Origin of the sequence: Halomonas halophila, assembly GCF_030406665.1 — a bacterium.
Classification (GTDB): Bacteria; Pseudomonadota; Gammaproteobacteria; order Pseudomonadales; family Halomonadaceae; genus Halomonas; species Halomonas halophila.
This window is the reverse complement of record NZ_CP129121.1, coordinates 2453925-2472620: the sequence shown is the minus strand read 5'-3', so window position 1 is coordinate 2472620 and position 18696 is coordinate 2453925. Positions and strand designations below refer to the sequence as shown.

Sequence of the window (18696 nt, the reverse complement as noted above, 5' to 3'; positions counted from 1 at the left end):
ATGACATCCCCCAATCCCGCTCTGCGCCTGATCGATGCCGCCGAGATCGGTGACGCCCCCGTCAGCCAGCTGCTGCGAGACCTGGGCGCCGAACAGCGCGAACAGATCGCCGTGGCCATCGTCAGCAGCCATCAGTTTCAGCCCCACGCGGCCTTCGTCTGCCTGCACGGGCCGCATACCCAGCGCTACCTGAATGCCATCGAACAGGTGCGCCGCGACATCCAACTCGAACAACGCTATGGAGACGCCCAATGAACGCGCCCACCCGAATCCCCGAAGGCTACCGCCAGGACCACCAGGGCCGCCTGGTGCCGGAGGACCAGATCAAGCCCGTCGACCAGCTGCGTGACGACCTGGTGCTGTCGCTGGCCGAGCGTGGTCGCCAGCTGCGCGAGCAGCTCAAGGCCTTCAAGGCCGACGCCTTCAGCGAGATCCAGGGCCTCATCGACCAGTCCGCCCAGGAGTACGACGTCCAGCTCGGCGGCAAGAAGGGCAACGTCCAGCTCGTCTCCTTCAATGGCCGCTACAAGGTCGTGCGCGCCATCCAGGAGAACATCACCTTCGACGAGCGCCTGCAGGCCGCCAAGGAGCTGATCGACGACTGCCTGCGCGAGTGGACCGCCGATGCCCGGCCCGAGATCGCGACCATCGTCCAGGACGCCTTCCGGGTCGACCAGGCCGGCAACATCCGCACCGGCCAGGTGCTCAGCCTGCGCCGGCTCGACATCCAGGACGACCGCTGGCGCAAGGCCATGGATGCCATCTCCGACGCGGTCCAGGTCACCGGCTCCAAGAGCTACATCCGCCTCTACGAACGGGTCGGCGACAGCGACCAGTACCAGTCCATCAGCCTCGACATCGCGGGGGTGTGAGCGAAACGCCCCTGAGGGGGGCGTCGTCCGGCGGTGGTGCGCCGGGCCTGATGAGCAGCCAACGAGGTACATGATGGACAAGTGGCAGCAGATAGCGGGATCGCTCAAGGGTGCTTTCGGCACCATCACCGTGATCGCCGATGGCCATGAGGTGGCGTTTTACAAGCGTGTCGACGGCGAGCGGCTGGTGATCGAGACCTATGTCGATGGTTGGATCAAGGGCAAGTGGACGAGCGTCGACGAGCACGGGCGCCCTGAGCACCCGGAGGGGCGCTTCTATCGCCCGCGCAATCGCCGCGCGTGGCCCCTGAAGGAGTACTCCAGGCTTAAGCGGGTTTTCGGTAAGAAGAAGGCCGACGAGATGACGGCGCTTCGCACCATGATCGTCAGCCCCTACTGGAACAGCCCGCGCCCGCTGATCAGTCACCTGAAGAAGCACTTCCCGGATCTCGAGCTGCTGCCCCGCGATGAGGTGGTGTGATGAGCAAGTGGATTCGATTCACCGAGCTGGGCCCCGAGCGCTGCTGCAGCAAGTGCGGCGACTGGTGGCCCGACGATGCCGAGTTCTACTACCAGAGCCGCGGCAAGAGCCGCCAGCCGTGCAAGGCCTGCTATGAGCAGCTGCCGTCGGTGATCGCCAAGAAGCAGCGTCGCCTGGCGGCGCAGGGAGCCCGTTCATGATCTCCCGCGGCAAGCTCGCCCAGATCCATATCGCCAAGAGCCAACTCGGTCTCAGCGACGACGAGTACCTGGCGATCCTGGCGCGTACCGCCGGGGTCAGCAGTGCCAAAGAACTCACCAACCGCAACGTGGGCAACGTGCTGCATGAGTTCCGGCGGCTGGGCTGGCAGCCCGAGCCGGCGAAAAAGGCGGGCCGCAAGTCGCCCAGGCCGCCGGCCACCCGAAAGGTGGTGATGGGCAAGGTCGAGGCGCTGCTCGCTCACGCCGGCCGGCCCTGGGCCTACGCCGACGGCATGGCCCAGCGCATGTTCCAGGTCGAGCGGGTCGACTGGCTCGACGACGACCAGCTCCAGCGCCTGATGCAGGCGCTGATCATCGACAACAAGCGGCATGGAGGTGACGGCTGATGGCAGACGATAACCTGGACATGGGCTTCGAGATCCCCGAAGACGCCCTGGAGCGCCTCCAGGATCCCGAGATCCTGCGCAAGTGGCCGCAGGGCCTGAGTGACATGGTGACGGTGATCAGCGCGGCACTATGTCGTGCCGGCGACGACGAAGCCACCGCCCGTGAACGCGCCTTTCGAGCGGTGCGCGCGCTGGCCCAGTATGCCGGTGGTCGTAGCCTCTACGTGCCCAAGGGGGAGGCGCTGAATCGGGCGTTGCGCGATCGGGCCATCTGGGAAGCCTTCGACGGCGCCAATATCACGGCGTTGGCAATTCGCCACGGCCTCACCGAGGTGCAGATCTACGCCATCCTCGCCGAGCAGCGCAAGCTGGCCCTGGCCAGGGTGCAGTCCGAACTGTTCTGATACGCTCAAGTAGGAACGCCGCACAAACGGACCAGGGAGCATCGCCATGAGTCACAGCAATGAAGAGCGCCGTCAGGGCATCAAGGGGCTGGATATTATTGGCATCGTGCTGATTCTGCTGAGCGTGGTGCTGCTGCTGGCCTTAGGTCAGCCCGAGCAGGATCCGATGCTGGGCGGTTATGGCCTCGGCGAGCTGGCGCCGCTGCTGCCGGCCGCGATCGGCGCCGTCCTGGTGGTCGTGGCCAGATTCAAGAAGTAGGTGAGCGTCATGCCGGATGTCGCCACCCTCAAGCTCTATGCAGAGTACCTCACCACCAAGCCGATCCTCGGTCTGCTGGTCCTCGCCTTTTCCGTCGCGATCTACTTCCTGCCGCTGATCATCGCCGCCCTGCGCGACATGCCGAATGCGGTAGCGATCAGCGTGCTGAACCTGGTGGCCGGATGGACGTTTGTTGGCTGGATCGTCGCCCTGGTTTGGGCCTGCACGGAGCAACCATCTCGAAAGTCCCGGAGTTGATCGAGGCTAAGTACTATTCGGAATCTTCTGATAAGCTCAGTTTCGTAGGGATCGTATAAGGGATGGATAATGAAGAAGACAACCGCAGCAGTCCTTTTTACCGCTATGGCTTCCTCGCTGGGCGCGGCCCAGGCCTCAGAGGGTTGCACCGACATTTCGAACGATCAGAGACGACTGGCCTGTTACGACGCCGAGTACCGTCCTGCTCAAGAGGTGTCTCAGGAATCGAGCTGGATGGTGAACGAGAGTACGTCACCCATTGACGATTCGAAGTCTGTGTACTTGAGAGTCACATCCAAAGAGCCGGTCCAGGATCGATTGGGGCGTGATGTCGATGCTGCACTGTGGGTTCGCTGTATGGAAAACAAGACGTCCATGGTGTTGCAGTTCGGTGGCCATCACATGGCGAGCCTGAACCAGTATGGACAGGTCACACTACGTATCGATGATCAGCAGGCTCGAACGATGCGGATGAACGAGTCCACGAATAACAAGTCGCTCGGGCTATGGAATGGCGGTAGTTCCATTCCAGTGATTCGCCAGATGTTCGGTCATGACACCCTGACGGTGCGCGCGACGCCTTTCAGTCAGTCGCCCATCACCACCCAGTTTCCCATCACTGGGCTTGAGGAGGCTATCGAGCCGCTGAGAGAGGCTTGCCACTGGTAAGAGGCCTTTACGGCCATTGCGTAACAGGTTTGAATGCCTGTTCATTCCGAAAACGCCTCGCATCGTGCGAGGCGTTTTTCGTAAGGGCCTTGAATCCCGAGCCGTCCCACTTACTCCCTAGCCTGAAGGCTCACGACACCCGTTGAGCCACTTCCTTCCTCTTCAGGCGAGGGCACCATGCTTCCCCAGACTCTCCGCGACAAGTTCCGCGTCGGCCCCTGGCTGGTGGCCGCGCTGATTATGGCCACCATCGTCGGCCTGCTGTATCCCCACCAGCTCGGCGTGCTCCTCTGGAGCCTGACCAAGCTGAGCCTGGGCGCCTACCTGGGCTACTGGATCGACCGCACGCTGTTCCCCTACGCCCGTCCGCATCGGTTCAGCAACAGCAGCAACATCGACAACACGGCGCGCTGCTTCACCGTCTCGATGCTTCGCCGCGCCATCATCATCGCCGCGGCACTGATCGCCCTGGGCCTGGGGGTGTGACATGGCCATCGATCGCCGGGCCATCCTCGCTGCCATCGCTGCCGAGACGGCCGACCGCTCCGGGCCGATGCCGGCGTGGCTGGTGCCGGTGGCCGTCAATGCCAAGGACAAGGCGGCCAGCAACGCGGCCGATGCCGAGCTTGGCGCCCTGCGTGCCGAGGGGCTGATCGACTACCAGCGCGACGGCGGCACCGGCTCGGGCGTGATGCTGACCGATGCCGGCCGTCAGGCCCTGCGCGCGCTCAACCGGGGCAAGCCGGCCAAGGCGTGCCCGGTGACAAAGCCGGCGCCAACGCCCCAGCCGCAGGCGCCGAAGGCCAAGACGGCGCCGACACCTGCCGCGCCCGCTTCGACACCGCCGCCGCCTCCCGCACCGCCAGCGCCACCGGCCGATCCCGAGCGGGTCGACCCCGAACGTCAGCCGGAGCTACATGGCCTGCTGTGCGAGCTCGGCGAGCTGGTCGGTGAATGCCTGGGCGAAGCTCTCCTCACCGAGAACCTGACCGAGATCGCCCGCCTGCATCGCCTCGTCACGAAGTTGATCGAGCACACCCCGGGAGGTGGCGCATGAACCGAGCCAGAGAACGCCTGCTCGAGGACTTCGCCCAGGGCGTGACGATCGGCGGAGCCGTGATGTTCGCCCTCGGCTGGGTGCTGTTCTGCGGGCTGCGCACCCGCACCGGTATCGCGCTGTTGCTGCTGACCCTGCTGATGGCCAGCTGTCATCCCGCCGTCGCCCAGCCGATCCCTAGCGCCGCCGAGCGCTATCACCGCGAACTGACACGGGTGGTCCAGCAGGAATGGGGGCTCGACGGTCGAGTCGCGCTGCACGGCGCCCAGATCCACCAGGAAAGCGCCTGGCGGCCTCATGTCGACAGCCCCGTGGGCGCACAGGGGCTGTCCCAGTTCATGCCGTCGACGTCGAGCTGGATCGCCGAGCTCTACCCGGATCTCGGCGCCGCGGCGCCGTATTCCCCCGGCTGGGCCATGCGCGCCCAGACCCGCTACAACCGCTTCCACTGGCGGCGCATCGACGCCGCCGACCAGTGCCAGCACTGGGCCATGACGCTCTCTGCCTATAACGGCGGTCTCGGCTGGGTCTACCGCGACCAGAAGCTGGCCCGCGCCGCCGGCGACAACCCGGGCGTGTGGTTCGGCTCCGTTGAGGAATACACCCGTCGCGCCGGCTGGGCCGAGCGCGAGAACCGCGCCTATGTGCGACGCATCCTGCTGACCCTGACCCCGCGCTATGTGCGCGCCGGCTGGGCGGGAGGTGCGCCATGTGGCGGATGATCACTGGGCTGCTGCCGGGCCGCGTGTGGGCGTTCCTCGCCGCCGTCGCCCTGGTAGTGATCGTGGGCGGCTGGCTGTGGCTCGACCGCGTTCGTCTGGCCGCCGAGCGCGACGCCGCCCAGACCGAGTTGGCGATGATGATCGATAAGCGCGACAGCTGGCGCGACCGGGCCCACCAGGCCGAGGCCGACCGGGACGACGCCCGGCAGCGCCGCCGCGAGGCCGAGGCCGCTGTGGCCGCGCTTCAGGACGAGCTCGCCGCCGATGCTACCGACTACTGGCAGCTGCGTGAGCGCATCCGCCAAGCCCCGGCCGAGGACGACGGCCCCGTGGCGCCGGTGCTGCGCCAGGCCCTAGAGGATCTGCCGTGAACGGGCCCCTGGACCAACTGGCCATCGGTATCGGCGTTTTCGGCATCGTCATGCTGGCGCTGTGCCTGAACGATCGGCGCCTGCGGTGGCTGGTCCTGCTGGTGCTGATCGGGATGGTGCTGGCCATGGCCGGCTGCAACGCCACCCCGGAACGCCCGGCGACGCCGCCCGCGCCGATCGTCTGCGCGGCCCCGGTCGGTATGACGGGGCAGGCGCCTGAACCGGACCGCCCCCAAGGCGAGTACATGCAGCGCGATGTCGCGCTCTACCTCTCTGAGCTGCACGGCTGGGGCAAGCGGGGCTGGAAGGCGCTGGCCGCCGTCAGGCGTCACGCCTCGCGGTGCATCGATGATCACACATCCGACGAGCCGAGGGAGTGATGGAAGGGATCAACTGGACCGCCGCCAAGGTGCTGTTCGACGTCGCTCAGGCGCTGTTCATGGCCGGGGTAGCCTTCTACGTCTGGTGGACCAACAAGCATCGGGCCACTGGCAAGGCGATCGCGGAGGTCAACGGACGCATCGACGACCTCGACAAGCACGTCTCCCGGATCGAGCAGACGCTCGACAACCGACCGGGCTACAGCGAGATCGAACAGCTGCGCACCGAGATGGCCACCATGAACCGCGGCGTGGCCGAGCTGGCGGCCCAGATGCAATCGAGCAACTCGCTGCTCAATCGCCTGCACGAGTACCTGCTCACGGAACGGGGGAAATCATGAGCTACCAGGACTTCGAGACCGAAGGGCGCCGCCTGGGGATCCTGCGCATCCTCAGCCGGCGCAACCAATACACCACCAACGAGTACAGCCTCAACGACGAGCTCAAGGGCGCCTATGCCCATCATGTCAGCCGCGATCGCCTGCACGGCGACCTAGCTTGGCTGGAGGAGCAGGGGCTGTTGATCTGCCAGCAGCCCCGCGCCGGCTGGGTGGTCACCCTGACCGGCCGTGGTGCCGACGTCGCCAATGGCACCGCCCAGGTGCCTGGAGTGGCCAAGCCGCGTCCCGGCGATGCCTGAGGAGATTCCCATGCCGCCACGCAACAAGGTCTACGACCTGCCGGCCGAGATCCGCGACGAGCTCAACGAGCGGCTGGTCAGCACCGGCTTCCAGGGCTATTCCTCGCTCGCCGAGTGGCTGGCGGAGCGCGGCTTCAATGTCTCGCGCAGCTCGGTGCACCGCTATGGCCAGGACCTCCAGGAAGAGTTCGAGGAGGCCATGGGCGACGTGCGCAAGACCACCGAGCTGGCCAAGGCCATGGCCACCGACCAGGAGGACGAGAGCGGCCACCTGATCGACGCTACTGCACGTATGGTCCAGGACCAGCTGCTGCGCATCACTATCGCCATGCGCAAGGCCGAGCAGGATCCGGCCAAGGCCGCCAAGCAACTGGGCAGCGTGACACGCGCGCTGGCCGAGATCGGCCGCGTCTCGCTGGGGCAGAAGAAGTGGGCCCGGGAGCTACGCGTCGAAGCCGCCCAGGAGGCGGCCGACAAGGCGGAAGCCGCAGGGCGTGCCCAGGGCCTTTCCAACGATGGCGTCGCGGCGTTGCGTGCGGCAATCCTGGAGGGCCTGGCGTGAGCGTGAACAGCGACCAGAGCGTACTGCTGGGCTACCAGCGGCGTTGGGTGGCCGATCCCAGCCCGGTTAAGATGATCGAGAAGAGCCGCCGGATCGGCCTGTCCTACGCCGAGGCGGCGGACGATGTGCTCTATGCCGCCTCCGAGCTGGGCGCCAACGTCTACTACATCTCCTACAACAAGGAGATGACTCAGGGGTTCATCCAGGACTGCGCCGGCTGGGCCAAGGCCTACCAGATGGCAGCCAGCCAGATCGACGAGTCGGTGATCGAGGTCGACGAGCGTCAGGTGCTGACCTACACCATCAAGTTCGACTCCGGCCACCAGATCCAGGCCTTCACCTCTAACCCGCGCAACTTGCGCTCCAAGGGCCGCCCCGGCGAGCGGTTGGTGATCGACGAGGCCGCCTTCGTCGACGACATCCAGGAACTGCTCAAGGCCGCCATGGCCATGACCATCTGGGGCGGGCAGATCCGCATCATCAGTACGCACAACGGCGAGGACAACCCGTTCAACGAGCTGATCAACGACATCCGCGCCGAGCGCTACGACTACAGCCTGCACCGCGTCGACTTCGACGAGGCCCTGGCCGATGGCCTCTACCAGCGCATCTGCCAGGTCACCGGCCAGGTATGGAGCCGCGAGGGCGAGGCGCAGTGGCGGCAGCAGATGATCAACCGCTACAAGCCCAACCAGGACGAGGAGCTGTTCTGCATCCCGGCCCAGGGCGGCGGTGCCTACCTCACCCGCGTGATGATCGAGGCCTGCATGTCGCCGGCGCCGGTGCTGCGCTTCGATGGCACCAAGGCCTACAACGCGCTGCCGGAGCCGGCCCGCGCCGCCGAAATGGACGACTGGATCCGCGAGAACCTCAAGCCGCTGCTGGCCAAGCTCAACCCCCAACGCCGCCACGCCCTGGGCCAGGACTTTGCCCGCTCCGGTGACCTTTCGGTGATCGCTCCCTTGGAGATCGGCGAGACCCTGCACCGGTCTGTGCCGTTCCTGATGGAGATGCACAACGTCCCGTTCAAGCAGCAGGAGCAGGTGCTGTTCGCCATTGGCAACGGCCTGCCGCGGCTCAGCGGCGTGGCCATCGACAGCCGCGGCAACGGCGCCTACATCGGCGAGACGGCCCACGACGAGTGGGGCGCCATCGTCGACCAGGTGCAGGCCACCGAGAGCTGGTACCGGGAGCGCATGCCTCGCTATAAAGCGCGTTTCGAAGACGGCACCATCACGCTGCCCCAGAACGACGACCTGGTGGAGGATCACCGGGCCTTCAAGCTGGTGCGCGGCGTGGCCCGGCTGCCCGAAGGCAAGACTAGCGGCCAGCGCCACGGGGACGGGGCGATGGCCTGCGTGCTGGCCGATCACGCGGCCGATCTGGATGCCACCGAGATCGACTTCATCCGCGTGCCACGCGGCGGCCCTGCGACGCTCGATCCAGACGACGACCACGACGATTTCACCGATGACTGGGGAGGTGGCGCATGGTAGCCATCAAGGGGCTGGTGAACCGCCTGTTCGGCGGCGGCCGCGAGGCGCTCGACAGCCAGCAGACCGACGAAGAGGACGGCATCGGCGAGGCCCGGGTGGGCCAACTGAAGCGCGAATTCTCCGAACACCCGAGCAAGGGACTGACGCCGGCGCGGCTCTACCGCATCCTCGAGGAGGCCGAGCAGGGCCACCTCAAGGCCCAGAGCGAGCTGTTCGAGGACATGGAGGAGAAGGACTCGCAGATCGGCGCGGACCTCGGCAAGCGGCGTCAGCTCGCCGCCGAGCTGGAGTGGCAGATCGTGCCACCGGACAATGCCAGCGCCGCCGAGCGCCAGGCCGCCGACCAGGCCGCCGAGGTGTTCAGCGGGTTCGAGGTCGAGGACATGATCCTCGATCTCGGCACCGGCATCGGCCATGGCTGGGCCAACCTGGAGCTGCCTTGGGCGCGCGACGGCGCGATGCGCCATGTCGAGCAGCCGATCCTGCGCCCTCACTCCTGGTTCCGCCTGCACCCGGACGACCAGGACGTCATCACCCTGCGCGACCAGTCCGCCACCGGCGCCGCGCTGTGGCCGCTGGGCTGGATCGAGCACCGCCACCGCGCCAAGCCGGGCTACGTGGCGCGTATGGGCATTCACCGCATGCTGGCCTGGCCCTACCTGTTCCAGAACTACGCCCTGGGCGATCTCTCCAAGCTGCTGGAGATCTACGGCATGCCGGCGCGGGTCGGCAAGTACCCGAAGAACGCCACCGACCGCGAGAAGGCCACGCTGCTCAAGGCGGTGGTGGCCATGGGCAAGGACGCCGCCGGCATCATCCCCGACGGCATGTCGCTGGAGTTCATGGAGGCCGCCGGCAAGAGCAGCTCGGCGGACGTCTACAAGGTGATGATGGACTGGTGCGAGCGGGCCAAGGCCAAGGCGATTCTCGGCGGCACGCTCACCTCCGGCACCGGCGAGGGTACCAACACCAACGCCCTGGGCAACGTCCATGAGCGCGGTCAGCAGTCGCTGATCCGCTCCGATGTGCGTCAGTACGCCGGCAGCATCCAGCGCTTCGTGCTGTGGCCCATGGCCGCCCTAAACTTCGGCATCGAGGACCGCCGCCGTGCCCCACGCTTCTACCTCGACCTCGGCGAGACCGAGGACTTCAAGGTGCTGGCCGATACCCTGCCGGTCTTCGTCGACATGGGCGCCCGGGTGCCGCGCTGGTGGCTGCACGAGAAGACCCGCATTCCCGAGGCGGGCGAGCGCGAGGAGATCCTCCAGCCCAAGGACGCCGCGCTGGCTCAGCCACAGCCTCAGCCCCAGGCAGCCACAACGCAGCGCCTGGCCGCCGCCCGCGAGGCGCTGCCGCCGGTGCGCGACGTCTCCGAGGCCCAGCACGAGCGCCTGCAGGCCGAGGGCGACGCGGCCCTGGAGCCCTGGGTCAAGCAGGTTCGCGCCCAGGTGGAGGCCGCCGCCGACCTCGAGGACCTGCGTGATCGGCTGGCCGCGCTCGGTGACGCGCTGCCCCTGGACGACTTCGCCGCGGTGATGACCGAGGCCCTGGCCGCCGCCCACTTGGCTGGCCGCTACGACATCCTGGAGGGCGCCTGATGGTCGCCGCCCGCTATGGCTCGCTGCCGTTCCGCGAGCAGATCTCGGTCTTCCGGGAGCGGGTGCCGATCCCCACCCTGGCCTGGGACGACGTCTACGGCCGGGAGAACGACCAGGCCTTCGCCGTGGCCGGCGCCACGCGACAGGCGATCGTCGAGGACTTCGCCGATGCCGTGGGCCGTGCCATCGCCGAGGGCCGCACCCTGGACGACTTCCGGCGCGACTTCGACACCATCGTCGCCCGCCACGGCTGGAGCTATAACGGCAGCCGGGGCTGGCGCTCGCGGGTGATCTACGACACCAACCTGCGCCAGAGCTACGCCGCCGGCCGCGAGGCGCAGATGGCCGACCCCGAGCTGCGCAGGGCGCGGCCCTATGGCCTCTACCGCCACGGCGGCAGCGAGCATCCCCGGCCGCACCACCTGGCCAAGGATGGCTTGGTGGTGCCGCTGGACGATCCCTGGTGGGACACCTGGACACCACAGAACGGTTGGGGCTGCAGCTGCAAGAAGTACACCCTGAGCGAGGCCGACGTCGAACGGCTGGGCCTGGCCGTGACACGACCCGATCCTATCGAGTACGAGGAGCGCGTGGTGGGGGCCAACGGGCCAAACCCGCGCACCGTGCGCGTGCCGGTGGGCATCGACCCCGGTTTCGAGCATCGCCCCGGCGTGGCCCGGCTTCGTGGTATCACCCCGGGGCCGCTGCGTGAGCCGGTACCGGCGGCGCGCACCGCCCCGGCACGACCAGCGGTTGACTCGCCGCCGGTACCGCGCCCGGCCCCGGAACGGCCGGCGGTACAAGGAGCGGAGGCAGAGGTCGAGGCGTTCCTGGGCCGGTTCGGGGCCGATGCTGACAGCGTGGCCTTCCGGCCCGATGCCCTGGGCGAGATCCTGCCGCTCTCTCGCCAGCTGTTCGTCGACGAGGCCGGGGAGCTGGCCCTGGGGCAGCTCGCGGGGCATCTCACCCTGCTGGCCGAGGCGATCGACGCCCCGGACGAGATCTGGACGGCGCTGGTCTTCGACGAGGCCGCCGGGCACTGGCGCCTGCGCCGCCGCTACCTGGCATGGCTGAGGGAAGCCGGGGCGGTGATGATGGAGTGGGGCCGCGCCGGCTGGGCGGCCTGGATCGGCAGCGCCGAGGACGAGCGCGTGACGCAATGGCGCCGCGGCGTGCGGCTATATAGACGCGGCGAAGAGGAGGACTGACATGGCCGGTGCCCGCATCCAGTTCGACATCGCGGCCCGCCCGGTCCTGGTGGCCCTGGGCGAGCTGCTCGACCGGGTCGAGGACCCGCGCCCGGCCTTCCGCGAGATCGGCGAGTATCTCGACATGGCTCACCGCGATCGCTGGGACGCCCAGAAGGCCCCGGACGGCACGCCCTGGGCGCCGCTCTCCGAGGCCACCCAGGCCCGCAAGAAGAAGAACCGCGACAAGATCCTGGTGCGCGACGGTTACCTGCGCGACCTGCTGCGCTACGACGTCTCCCTAGAGGCGCTGCTGTTCGGTACCGACCGCAAGTACGGCGCGGTCCACCAGTTCGGCGCCGAGCGGGGGGCGTTCGGCCAGGCCAGCAACGGCACGCCGATCCCCTGGGGCGATATCCCGGCGCGCCCCTGGCTGGGCCTGGCCGACGAGGACGAGCAGCCGGTGCTGGAGATCCTTGAGCGGTATCTGATGGGGCGATGAGGCGAAGCGACTGTGGGGGCTGTGAGGGATGATATGGGTGAAGCTGGGGGCCAGCGGCCATGTAACAGCGGGGAGGCGGGTTAGAGGCGCGTTAGATTTTGATTTTGGGCCATTGCTGGACGCTGGGCGGGGGGGTCGGCTACAAAGGGGGGCTCAGTACTACGACAGGGAAGATATCATGGCTCGCCGTCCGGCCTATAAGAAGATCCACTACGTCCGCGCCCTCTACAACCCAAACACTCGCCCGGGAGTGAGCTTTCAAGAACTGGTCCGTCAAGCGCTACAGCTGAGGTCTACTGTTAGCGAAACGAAAGTTCAGATGTCGACACTGGGCCTGGTTGGAGTGCGCCAACGCCACCATGAGTGGAATGAACCCGGGCGGCCACTGAAGCTCGCGCTCGGCGCCGGAGCCCCTGGAGAAGCCATGGGCACATTCGGGGCCGACGTGGAGGCGGATCAAGATGAGGACGCCCCAACAGCACCACCTGCTCGGCGCGCGTTCAAGCTGGCCGATGCCTTTGTCCTCATTGACCAAGATGAACTCCTGATCTGCACCGATGGCGGGATGAGAGGCTACGGAACGGTAAGCCGGTACTTCCGGGCTCTCTTCGACTTGGCCAATCTTGCGCCGGCGGCGCAGGCCTTTGACTTCGAGCCCGCATCCAATCAGGACAAGCGTCGGACCTTGGAGCAGGAAGGGGTCGGCGAACTGACCATCAAGGGAACGATGTACGCTGCTACCCAAGAACTGGAGCCAGACGCAGGTGGTCGTGTGAGTGGTGCCGTGCGGCAGCTCAAGCACACCCTGCAGGAGCTCTTCTCCGAAGATGCCCCGGACGAAGAACAGAGGGAGATTCTGGCTCGTCACTGGGGGGATATCAACGTCGTTACAACCATCTCTCCAGCCGGTGGTAAAACCGCAACACCAGTTGTGCTCTCAACGGTGGATGCTGCCGGAGAGGATATGATTGATGAAGTACCTGATGATTCTGAGGTTCACATCAGAACTCGCTCAGGTAACCTCATCAAATCAGGAGACGTCATCCTAACTAAGCTCATCAGACTCCGTCGCAAGGAGCGCCAGAACGACCTGGATCCGCTGGACGTCTGGCAGGAGCTGGATACCTTCCGCGAGGAGCTTAGACAACGAGGCGCATGGCAACGATGAGCGTTGATCGGCCAAGGATAAGCCAGCAGAAGATAATTATAGCTCTGGCCAGCGTTGCGCTGGCCGGAGTGGCTTCTTGGTTTCTGCAACCTTGGTACCACAATAGTGAAAATGCCGTAATTGTGCTGGTCACGGTATTTTCCATCTTAGCCGGCTTCCTGGCCGCAGTGATGGCCATTGTGGCAAATGACCGTGTCCTGAGAGGGCGGAACTGGCGCCAGGATACTTACTACCTCAGACTAATTCGTAATGAGCTACTCCGTCACAAGTTGACGTTTTATATCTACCTGATGGTGCTGGTATTGGCATTCCTGACGACCTTGGACTCGTCATGGCCATCGCTTGCACAACAGGTGACCGAGCATGCGCTGCTCTTTTTCACCACTCTCGGGATTGTGCACTCCTTCCAGCTACCCGAGGTCCTAAGTCGAAAGCACGTCAGTGCCATGGAGCACCAGATTCGCCGACGGCGTGAAAAAGAGACTGGTGAGGGGCCAGGAACGAGCAGCAACTAGTCAGTTTTCCCCAGCGTCCCGCCTTTGAAACTACCAAGACGCTTTAAATCCAGCCTCACCCTCATGCCCGCCAAGCTGCGGGCATGATCATTTCTCGCACCACCTCACCCCTGGCCGTCCTGTCGGCATCCCGTCCGGAGCATCCGGTGGCGGTGTGTGCCCTGGCCGTCACCACCGGCGACGACAAGACCCGGCTGATCCCCGGCGGCACCTTCGATGCCCCGCGCGGCTCCCTGGAGGGCCAGGGCCCCTGGCACCTGGACGCCGCCGGGGCGGCCCACGTGATCCAGCGCGCCGCCGCCCGCACCACCGATATCGCCATCGACTACGAGCACCAGATCCTGCTGGCCGACCAGAACGGCCAGCCGGCGCCGGCGTCCGGCTGGGTCGATCCGCGCTCGCTCGAGTGGCGTGACGACGGCCTCTACGGGCGTATCCAGTGGACCGAGCGTGCCGAGCAGATGATCGCCGCCGGCGAGTACCGCTACCTCAGCCCCGTTTTCCCCTACGACCCCAACACCGGGGCCGTGAACGACCTGCTGCATCTCGCCCTGACCAACACCCCCGCCATCGACGATGGCATCGCCGAGCTGGCGGCCGCGCGCCGGGCGCCCAGCACCGCCGCACCGCAAGACGAGGATTCCACCGTGAACCGCGAACAGCTGATCAAGGCGCTGGGCCTCAAGGCCGACGCCACCGACGAGCAGATCGATGGCGCCATCGCGGCGCTGAAGGCCAAGGCCGGCGAGGCCGACGGCGTACGCAAGGCGCTGAGCCTGAAGGACGACGACACACCCGCCGAGGCGGTCGCCGCGCTCAAGGCCAAGGCCGACGCCAAGCCGGCCGCCGGGGCCGAGCCGGACCCCGCCAAGTTCGTGCCCAAGGCCGTCTATGACGAGGCCGTGGCCGCGCTCTCCGCCGCCAGGGTGGGCGAGGACCAGGAGATGGAGCGCCTGATCGACGAGGGCATGAAGGACGGCCGCATCGCCGGCAAGGCCACCGCCGACTGGCTGAAGGCCCAGGGGTTGGCCGCGCTCAAGGCCCACCTGGAGGACGCGCCGAGCATCGCCGCGCTCAAGGGCAGCACCCAGACCGCTGGCAAGGCGCCTCAGGGCGACGGCGAGGGCGGCAAGGGCCCGCACGGCCTCTCTGACGAGGAGCTGGCGGTGTGCAAGGCCACGGACATCTCGCCCGAGGACTACCGCAAGGCCAACCCGGTCGACGACGCCGAGTAAACCAGGAGGAGCGCCACCATGGTCGCCGCTACCAAGAACCGCAACACCCCGACCCGCGCCGGCACTCGGCGCAGCCATCCCGTCGCCGCTGGGTCCCTGTGCTACGCCGGCGCCATCGCGGTGATGAACGCCGCGGGCTATGCCGCGCCGGCCAGCACCGCCACCGGCCTCACCGCCCTGGGCGTGTTCTACGAGCAGGTCGACAACACCAGCGGCGCCGACGGTGACGAGCTCGCCCAGATCGAGCGCGGCTGCTTCCACTTCGCCAACGACGGCGGAGACCCGATCGATCGCACCATGATCGGCACGCCCTGCTACCTGGTCGACAACCAGACCGTGGCCGCCACCGATGGCACCGGCACTCGCTCGGCCGCCGGCGTCATCGACGACGTCGACGACAACGGGGTCTGGGTCCTGATCGATCCCACCGCCTGATAGGAGCCTGACATGAACCTCACGTCCGCCAATCTCCAGGCCCTGTACAAGGCCTACAAGACCAACTTCCAGCAGGGCTTCAACTCGCTGGGCGAGCAGGGAGCGCTCTATGAGCTGTTCTGCACCACGGTGCCTAGCACCACCGCCGTGGAGGTCTACCCCTGGCTGAAGTCCCTGCCGCGCATGCGCGAGTGGCTGGGCGACCGGGTGATCCATGGCCTTGAGAGCAGCGACTTCTCGATCCGCAACCGCAAGTTCGAGTTGACCGCCGGCGTGCCCCGCGATGCCATCGAGGACGACACCTATGGCGTCTACGGCCCGACCTTCCAGGAGTTCGGCCGCAGCTCCCGCGAGCACCCCAACGAGCTCGCCGTGGAGGTGCTGGAGGCCAACCCGCTGTGCTACGACGGCCAGAACCTGTTCGACACCGACCACCCGGTGCTCGATGCCAGCGGCGCCGAGACCTCGGTCTCCAACGACATGGGCGGCAGCGGCCCGGCCTGGTACGTGATGGACCTCTCGCGGGCCATCAAGCCGATGGTCTTCCAGCGCCGTCGCGACTACGACTTCCGCGCCCTGACCGACCTGATGAGCGATCGCGTCTTCATGACCGACGACTTCATGTTCGGCACGGACGCACGGGTCAACGCCGGCCCGGGCCTGTGGCAGCTGGTGGTGCGTTCCCACCAGGAGTTCAACGCCGCCAACTACAAGGCCGCCCGCCAGCGCTTGACCACGCTCACGGGCGACCACGGCCGCCCGTTGGGGCTGCGCCACACCCACACCATGGTGCCCAACCACCTGGAGGGCGAGGCCCGCGTCATCCTCATGAACCAGAACGATGCCGCCGGCGCCACCAACCCTTGGCAGAACACCTCGCAGCTGATCCTCAACCCCTGGCTGGCCAGCGCCTGATAGGGGCGGCTGACCGAGAGCCCGCGCCGCCGCCTGTCCGGGCGGCGGCCTGACCAGGAGGCCATCATGGCGACCGCGAAGACCACCACCCGCAAGACCTCCAAGGCGGCCCAGGAGAAGCCCCGGGCCGCCGAGGAACAGGCTCAGGCCAAGCCGGCAGACGCGACCCAGCCCAACGCCGATGACAGCTTGCAGACGCCCGAGGCGGGCCGGGGCGAGGCCAGCGAACCTCAGGGCGCCGTCCCCGAGGCGAAGGAGGCCAAAGCGAACGCGAAGCCCCGGGAGGGCGGCGAGATCCCCGCCGTGTTCGTGCGCACCCGCAAGCGCTACGGCTCGCGCCGACGGGCCGGCTTCCGCTTCACCCAGGAGGGGCTCGGCATCGCGCTCTCGGCGCTCTCCGACGAGCAGCTCGAGGCGCTGCATGCCGACCCCGCCCTGGAGGTCGAGGAGTGCACCTTCCCGGCCGAGGAAGACGGCGAGCCGGAGGCCTAACCGATGCCCTACATCACCCTCGATGACCTGGTGAGCCGCTTCGGCGAGGACGAGCTGCTCGACCTCGCCTCGGACGAGACCGGCATGGTGATCGACAGCGACGAGATCGACCGCGCCATCGCCGATGCCGACGGCGAGATCGACGGCCGGGTGGCGGCGGGCGGCTATGCGGTACCGCTCTCGCCGGTGCCGCGGATCGTCCAGGCCTACGCCTGCGACATCGCCCGCTACCGGCTCTACGACGATGCCGCCACCGAGCAGGTCACCAAGCGCTACGAGGACGCCATCAAGTTCCTGCGCGCGGTGGCCCGGGGCGAGGTGCTGCTGGGGATCGGCGGCGACGGTGACGAGCCCACCGCCGGCAGCGTCGAGTTCCAGGCCGGCGGCCGGGTGATGCCGGGAGGGGGCTTCTGATGATCAGCGACTACCTGGCCGCCGAGCAGGCGATCATCGACCGCCTGACGGCCCGGCTGCCCGAGGTGGCCATCCAGTCGGCGCCGGATCTGGCCGGTGTGGTCGAGGACCGGCAGGTCACCCCGGCGGTGATCGTGCTCTACGCCGGCGACCAGGTGCCCGGGGGCGATGCCGTCGATCAGGGCGACTACCACCGCATTCGCCAGCGCTGGATGACCGTCGTCTCGGTGCGTTCGGCCCGGGGCCAGCGCAGCGGCGAAGGCGTGCGTGAGGCCGCCGGGCCGCTGCTCACCCAGGTGATCCAGGCCCTGGGCGGTTGGCGGCCCGCCAAGGGTCTCGGCCGGATGGTGCGCGAGAGCGCGCCGCGGCCGGCCTTCACTCGAGGGGGCTATGGCTATTTCCCGCTGCAGTGGGGCATCGACCTGCTGACCAACCAGTCCGTGGACTGAGGAGAACGACCGTGAGCACCAAGACACCCACCCCCGCCAAGCGCCGCGAGGTCCGGCTTGCCAAGCCGCTGATCCAGGGTGGCAAGCGTTTCAAGCCGGATGGCGACGAGAAGCCCCGGCTGACCGAGCGCCAGATCGAGCGGCTGACCCAGAGCGGCCATATCGCCAGCACCCCAGCCACCGGCGGCAAGGCTGCCGCCAAGTCGGAGGGCTAAGTCATGGCCAAAGACGCCAACATCGTCATCCCCGCCGGCCGGGTCTACTTCAACCCGAAGAAGACCGACGGCAGCGGCGACTACGAGGGCCTGCGCTACTTCGCCCAGACCACCGGCTTCGCCATCACCGCCAGCAGCGAGAACCTTACCGTCGACGACAGCGACGGGGCGATCGCCGAGCGCATTCGCGACATCCCGATCCGCGTGACCCGCTCGGGCCGCATGACCGGCCGCGACATCAGCCCCGACAACGTGGCGCTGTTCATCGTCGGCGGCGTCAGCGACGTGACCCAGGACGGCACACCGGTGGCCGACGAGGCCATCGCCGTGCAGCCCGGGCGCTTCTATCAGCTGGGCGCCTCGGCAGCCAATCCTGGCGGGGTGCGCAACGTCTCGGCGGTGGACGTCCAGGACGAGACCGATACCACCACCTACGTCGAGGGCAGCGACTACGTGGTGCATGCCGAGATCGGCCTGCTGGAGATCCTCGAGGGCGGCACCATCAGCGAGGAGACCCTTCACGTCGACTATACCCCGGCCTCGGAGACCCGTTCCCGGGTGGCCAGCCACAACGACGCGCCGCGCGAGGGCGAGCTGCGCTTCTTCGCCGACAACACCGACGGTGATGCCTCCGACGTGTTCATCCCCGCGGTGCGCCTCACCCCGGACGGTGAGCTGGCCCTTAAGGGCCGCGACAACCCGGTGGAGATGGCCTTCGCGATCTCGGTGCAGAAGCGCGACGGCTTCGAGCAGGTCTACGTCGACGGCCGCGCCGCCGGCTAACCAGGAGGGC

Annotated in this window: 31 protein-coding genes and 1 other RNA gene; all 32 read left to right on the top strand. The window is 67.3% G+C overall.

What is annotated here, in order from left to right; genetic code table 11:
- The 32 genes from QWG60_RS11570 (at nt 1) to QWG60_RS11415 (ending at nt 18686) form a co-directional block, all read left to right on the top strand.
- Nucleotides 1–255: a hypothetical protein gene (locus tag QWG60_RS11570; RefSeq protein WP_146907238.1), complete on the top strand. Its 255-nt coding sequence runs from the start codon at nt 1–3 to the stop codon at nt 253–255.
- Nucleotides 252–872, top strand: coding sequence for a DUF3164 family protein (locus QWG60_RS11565; protein ID WP_146907240.1), 621 nt, complete (start codon nt 252–254; stop codon nt 870–872). The genes QWG60_RS11570 and QWG60_RS11565 overlap by 4 nt, the downstream gene beginning before the upstream one ends.
- Nucleotides 871–936: hammerhead ribozyme type II (locus QWG60_RS11560), an RNA gene on the top strand. Before QWG60_RS11565 ends, QWG60_RS11560 begins: the two co-directional genes overlap by 2 nt.
- A 6-nt stretch (nt 937–942) precedes the next feature.
- On the top strand, nt 943–1353 hold the full coding sequence (locus QWG60_RS11555; RefSeq protein ID WP_146907241.1) for a hypothetical protein: 411 nt from the start codon (nt 943–945) through the stop codon (nt 1351–1353).
- On the top strand, nt 1353–1553 hold the full coding sequence (locus QWG60_RS11550) for a hypothetical protein (RefSeq protein WP_146907243.1): 201 nt from the start codon (nt 1353–1355) through the stop codon (nt 1551–1553). Before QWG60_RS11555 ends, QWG60_RS11550 begins: the two co-directional genes overlap by 1 nt.
- Nucleotides 1550–1960: a gp16 family protein gene (locus QWG60_RS11545; protein WP_146907245.1), complete on the top strand. Its 411-nt coding sequence runs from the start codon at nt 1550–1552 to the stop codon at nt 1958–1960. The genes QWG60_RS11550 and QWG60_RS11545 overlap by 4 nt, the downstream gene beginning before the upstream one ends.
- Nucleotides 1960–2364 (top strand): Mor transcription activator family protein, encoded by a 405-nt coding sequence (locus QWG60_RS11540; protein ID WP_146907247.1) that lies wholly within the window; start codon nt 1960–1962, stop codon nt 2362–2364. The genes QWG60_RS11545 and QWG60_RS11540 overlap by 1 nt, the downstream gene beginning before the upstream one ends.
- Nucleotides 2365–2410: 46 nt before the next feature.
- A complete protein-coding gene (locus QWG60_RS11535; RefSeq protein WP_146907249.1) occupies nt 2411–2623 on the top strand; it encodes a hypothetical protein in 213 nt (70 codons plus the stop codon).
- 9 nt (nt 2624–2632) lie between these two features.
- Nucleotides 2633–2881, top strand: a complete 249-nt coding sequence (locus QWG60_RS11530) for a superinfection immunity protein (protein ID WP_146907251.1) — start codon at nt 2633–2635, stop codon at nt 2879–2881.
- A gap of 69 nt (nt 2882–2950) precedes the next feature.
- Nucleotides 2951–3550, top strand: coding sequence for a type VI secretion system-associated protein TagO (locus tag QWG60_RS11525; RefSeq protein ID WP_146907254.1), 600 nt, complete (start codon nt 2951–2953; stop codon nt 3548–3550).
- Nucleotides 3551–3727: 177 nt separating this feature from the next.
- The gene (locus QWG60_RS11520; RefSeq protein ID WP_146907255.1) at nt 3728–4036 is read left to right on the top strand and encodes a putative holin; all 309 of its coding nucleotides are present in this window, start codon (nt 3728–3730) and stop codon (nt 4034–4036) included.
- A 1-nt stretch (nt 4037) separates the two neighbouring features.
- On the top strand, nt 4038–4607 hold the full coding sequence (locus tag QWG60_RS11515) for a hypothetical protein (protein ID WP_146907257.1): 570 nt from the start codon (nt 4038–4040) through the stop codon (nt 4605–4607).
- Nucleotides 4604–5329 (top strand): transglycosylase SLT domain-containing protein, encoded by a 726-nt coding sequence (locus QWG60_RS11510; protein ID WP_222593848.1) that lies wholly within the window; start codon nt 4604–4606, stop codon nt 5327–5329. Before QWG60_RS11515 ends, QWG60_RS11510 begins: the two co-directional genes overlap by 4 nt.
- Nucleotides 5317–5700, top strand: a complete 384-nt coding sequence (locus QWG60_RS11505) for a hypothetical protein (RefSeq protein ID WP_146907259.1) — start codon at nt 5317–5319, stop codon at nt 5698–5700. The genes QWG60_RS11510 and QWG60_RS11505 overlap by 13 nt, the downstream gene beginning before the upstream one ends.
- The gene (locus tag QWG60_RS11500; protein ID WP_146907261.1) at nt 5697–6080 is read left to right on the top strand and encodes a hypothetical protein; all 384 of its coding nucleotides are present in this window, start codon (nt 5697–5699) and stop codon (nt 6078–6080) included. Before QWG60_RS11505 ends, QWG60_RS11500 begins: the two co-directional genes overlap by 4 nt.
- Nucleotides 6080–6421, top strand: a complete 342-nt coding sequence (locus QWG60_RS11495) for a DUF2730 family protein (RefSeq protein ID WP_146907263.1) — start codon at nt 6080–6082, stop codon at nt 6419–6421. The genes QWG60_RS11500 and QWG60_RS11495 overlap by 1 nt, the downstream gene beginning before the upstream one ends.
- The gene (locus tag QWG60_RS11490; RefSeq protein ID WP_146907265.1) at nt 6418–6720 is read left to right on the top strand and encodes a VpaChn25_0724 family phage protein; all 303 of its coding nucleotides are present in this window, start codon (nt 6418–6420) and stop codon (nt 6718–6720) included. The genes QWG60_RS11495 and QWG60_RS11490 overlap by 4 nt, the downstream gene beginning before the upstream one ends.
- Nucleotides 6721–6730: 10 nt before the next feature.
- A complete protein-coding gene (locus tag QWG60_RS11485; protein ID WP_146907267.1) occupies nt 6731–7282 on the top strand; it encodes a DUF3486 family protein in 552 nt (183 codons plus the stop codon).
- Nucleotides 7279–8778, top strand: coding sequence for a terminase large subunit domain-containing protein (locus QWG60_RS11480; RefSeq protein ID WP_222593849.1), 1500 nt, complete (start codon nt 7279–7281; stop codon nt 8776–8778). The genes QWG60_RS11485 and QWG60_RS11480 overlap by 4 nt, the downstream gene beginning before the upstream one ends.
- Complete coding sequence (locus QWG60_RS11475) at nt 8772–10376, top strand: DUF935 domain-containing protein (RefSeq protein ID WP_146907269.1); 1605 nt, start codon at nt 8772–8774, stop codon at nt 10374–10376. The genes QWG60_RS11480 and QWG60_RS11475 overlap by 7 nt, the downstream gene beginning before the upstream one ends.
- The gene (locus QWG60_RS11470) at nt 10376–11584 is read left to right on the top strand and encodes a PBECR2 nuclease fold domain-containing protein (protein ID WP_146907271.1); all 1209 of its coding nucleotides are present in this window, start codon (nt 10376–10378) and stop codon (nt 11582–11584) included. The genes QWG60_RS11475 and QWG60_RS11470 overlap by 1 nt, the downstream gene beginning before the upstream one ends.
- A gap of 1 nt (nt 11585) precedes the next feature.
- Entirely contained in the window at nt 11586–12065 is a 480-nt protein-coding gene (locus QWG60_RS11465) for a phage virion morphogenesis protein (RefSeq protein WP_146907273.1), read from the top strand.
- A 319-nt stretch (nt 12066–12384) separates the two neighbouring features.
- Nucleotides 12385–13233 carry a hypothetical protein gene (locus QWG60_RS11460; RefSeq protein WP_146907275.1) on the top strand — a complete coding sequence of 283 codons (849 nt, stop codon included), beginning with the start codon at nt 12385–12387 and terminating at the stop codon, nt 13231–13233.
- Nucleotides 13221–13748, top strand: coding sequence for a hypothetical protein (locus QWG60_RS11455; protein WP_146907277.1), 528 nt, complete (start codon nt 13221–13223; stop codon nt 13746–13748). Before QWG60_RS11460 ends, QWG60_RS11455 begins: the two co-directional genes overlap by 13 nt.
- Nucleotides 13749–13831: 83 nt before the next feature.
- Nucleotides 13832–14983, top strand: coding sequence for a phage protease (locus tag QWG60_RS11450; RefSeq protein WP_146907279.1), 1152 nt, complete (start codon nt 13832–13834; stop codon nt 14981–14983).
- Between the two features lie 18 nt (nt 14984–15001).
- Entirely contained in the window at nt 15002–15418 is a 417-nt protein-coding gene (locus tag QWG60_RS11445) for a hypothetical protein (protein WP_146907282.1), read from the top strand.
- A 12-nt stretch (nt 15419–15430) separates the two neighbouring features.
- Nucleotides 15431–16333: a Mu-like prophage major head subunit gpT family protein gene (locus tag QWG60_RS11440; protein ID WP_146907284.1), complete on the top strand. Its 903-nt coding sequence runs from the start codon at nt 15431–15433 to the stop codon at nt 16331–16333.
- Nucleotides 16334–16399: 66 nt separating this feature from the next.
- Nucleotides 16400–16825 carry a hypothetical protein gene (locus QWG60_RS11435; protein WP_186810037.1) on the top strand — a complete coding sequence of 142 codons (426 nt, stop codon included), beginning with the start codon at nt 16400–16402 and terminating at the stop codon, nt 16823–16825.
- 3 nt (nt 16826–16828) lie between these two features.
- Nucleotides 16829–17239, top strand: a complete 411-nt coding sequence (locus tag QWG60_RS11430; protein WP_146907286.1) for a gp436 family protein — start codon at nt 16829–16831, stop codon at nt 17237–17239.
- Nucleotides 17239–17688 carry a phage tail terminator protein gene (locus QWG60_RS11425; RefSeq protein WP_146907288.1) on the top strand — a complete coding sequence of 150 codons (450 nt, stop codon included), beginning with the start codon at nt 17239–17241 and terminating at the stop codon, nt 17686–17688. Before QWG60_RS11430 ends, QWG60_RS11425 begins: the two co-directional genes overlap by 1 nt.
- An 11-nt stretch (nt 17689–17699) precedes the next feature.
- Nucleotides 17700–17903: a hypothetical protein gene (locus QWG60_RS11420; protein ID WP_146907290.1), complete on the top strand. Its 204-nt coding sequence runs from the start codon at nt 17700–17702 to the stop codon at nt 17901–17903.
- A 3-nt stretch (nt 17904–17906) separates the two neighbouring features.
- Nucleotides 17907–18686, top strand: coding sequence for a phage tail tube protein (locus QWG60_RS11415; protein WP_146907292.1), 780 nt, complete (start codon nt 17907–17909; stop codon nt 18684–18686).
- Nucleotides 18687–18696: the final 10 nt, after the last annotated feature.

Coding starts and splice junctions, on each gene's coding strand:
- QWG60_RS11570 (WP_146907238.1), top strand. CDS start 1: ATGACATCCCCCAATCCCGCTCTGCGCCTGATCGATGCCGCCGAGATC.
- QWG60_RS11565 (WP_146907240.1), top strand. CDS start 252: ATGAACGCGCCCACCCGAATCCCCGAAGGCTACCGCCAGGACCACCAG.
- QWG60_RS11555 (WP_146907241.1), top strand. CDS start 943: ATGATGGACAAGTGGCAGCAGATAGCGGGATCGCTCAAGGGTGCTTTC.
- QWG60_RS11550 (WP_146907243.1), top strand. CDS start 1,353: ATGAGCAAGTGGATTCGATTCACCGAGCTGGGCCCCGAGCGCTGCTGC.
- QWG60_RS11545 (WP_146907245.1), top strand. CDS start 1,550: ATGATCTCCCGCGGCAAGCTCGCCCAGATCCATATCGCCAAGAGCCAA.
- QWG60_RS11540 (WP_146907247.1), top strand. CDS start 1,960: ATGGCAGACGATAACCTGGACATGGGCTTCGAGATCCCCGAAGACGCC.
- QWG60_RS11535 (WP_146907249.1), top strand. CDS start 2,411: ATGAGTCACAGCAATGAAGAGCGCCGTCAGGGCATCAAGGGGCTGGAT.
- QWG60_RS11530 (WP_146907251.1), top strand. CDS start 2,633: ATGCCGGATGTCGCCACCCTCAAGCTCTATGCAGAGTACCTCACCACC.
- QWG60_RS11525 (WP_146907254.1), top strand. CDS start 2,951: ATGAAGAAGACAACCGCAGCAGTCCTTTTTACCGCTATGGCTTCCTCG.
- QWG60_RS11520 (WP_146907255.1), top strand. CDS start 3,728: ATGCTTCCCCAGACTCTCCGCGACAAGTTCCGCGTCGGCCCCTGGCTG.
- QWG60_RS11515 (WP_146907257.1), top strand. CDS start 4,038: ATGGCCATCGATCGCCGGGCCATCCTCGCTGCCATCGCTGCCGAGACG.
- QWG60_RS11510 (WP_222593848.1), top strand. CDS start 4,604: ATGAACCGAGCCAGAGAACGCCTGCTCGAGGACTTCGCCCAGGGCGTG.
- QWG60_RS11505 (WP_146907259.1), top strand. CDS start 5,317: ATGTGGCGGATGATCACTGGGCTGCTGCCGGGCCGCGTGTGGGCGTTC.
- QWG60_RS11495 (WP_146907263.1), top strand. CDS start 6,080: ATGGAAGGGATCAACTGGACCGCCGCCAAGGTGCTGTTCGACGTCGCT.
- QWG60_RS11490 (WP_146907265.1), top strand. CDS start 6,418: ATGAGCTACCAGGACTTCGAGACCGAAGGGCGCCGCCTGGGGATCCTG.
- QWG60_RS11485 (WP_146907267.1), top strand. CDS start 6,731: ATGCCGCCACGCAACAAGGTCTACGACCTGCCGGCCGAGATCCGCGAC.
- QWG60_RS11475 (WP_146907269.1), top strand. CDS start 8,772: ATGGTAGCCATCAAGGGGCTGGTGAACCGCCTGTTCGGCGGCGGCCGC.
- QWG60_RS11470 (WP_146907271.1), top strand. CDS start 10,376: ATGGTCGCCGCCCGCTATGGCTCGCTGCCGTTCCGCGAGCAGATCTCG.
- QWG60_RS11465 (WP_146907273.1), top strand. CDS start 11,586: ATGGCCGGTGCCCGCATCCAGTTCGACATCGCGGCCCGCCCGGTCCTG.
- QWG60_RS11460 (WP_146907275.1), top strand. CDS start 12,385: ATGTCGACACTGGGCCTGGTTGGAGTGCGCCAACGCCACCATGAGTGG.
- QWG60_RS11455 (WP_146907277.1), top strand. CDS start 13,221: ATGGCAACGATGAGCGTTGATCGGCCAAGGATAAGCCAGCAGAAGATA.
- QWG60_RS11450 (WP_146907279.1), top strand. CDS start 13,832: ATGATCATTTCTCGCACCACCTCACCCCTGGCCGTCCTGTCGGCATCC.
- QWG60_RS11445 (WP_146907282.1), top strand. CDS start 15,002: ATGGTCGCCGCTACCAAGAACCGCAACACCCCGACCCGCGCCGGCACT.
- QWG60_RS11440 (WP_146907284.1), top strand. CDS start 15,431: ATGAACCTCACGTCCGCCAATCTCCAGGCCCTGTACAAGGCCTACAAG.
- QWG60_RS11435 (WP_186810037.1), top strand. CDS start 16,400: ATGGCGACCGCGAAGACCACCACCCGCAAGACCTCCAAGGCGGCCCAG.
- QWG60_RS11430 (WP_146907286.1), top strand. CDS start 16,829: ATGCCCTACATCACCCTCGATGACCTGGTGAGCCGCTTCGGCGAGGAC.
- QWG60_RS11425 (WP_146907288.1), top strand. CDS start 17,239: ATGATCAGCGACTACCTGGCCGCCGAGCAGGCGATCATCGACCGCCTG.
- QWG60_RS11415 (WP_146907292.1), top strand. CDS start 17,907: ATGGCCAAAGACGCCAACATCGTCATCCCCGCCGGCCGGGTCTACTTC.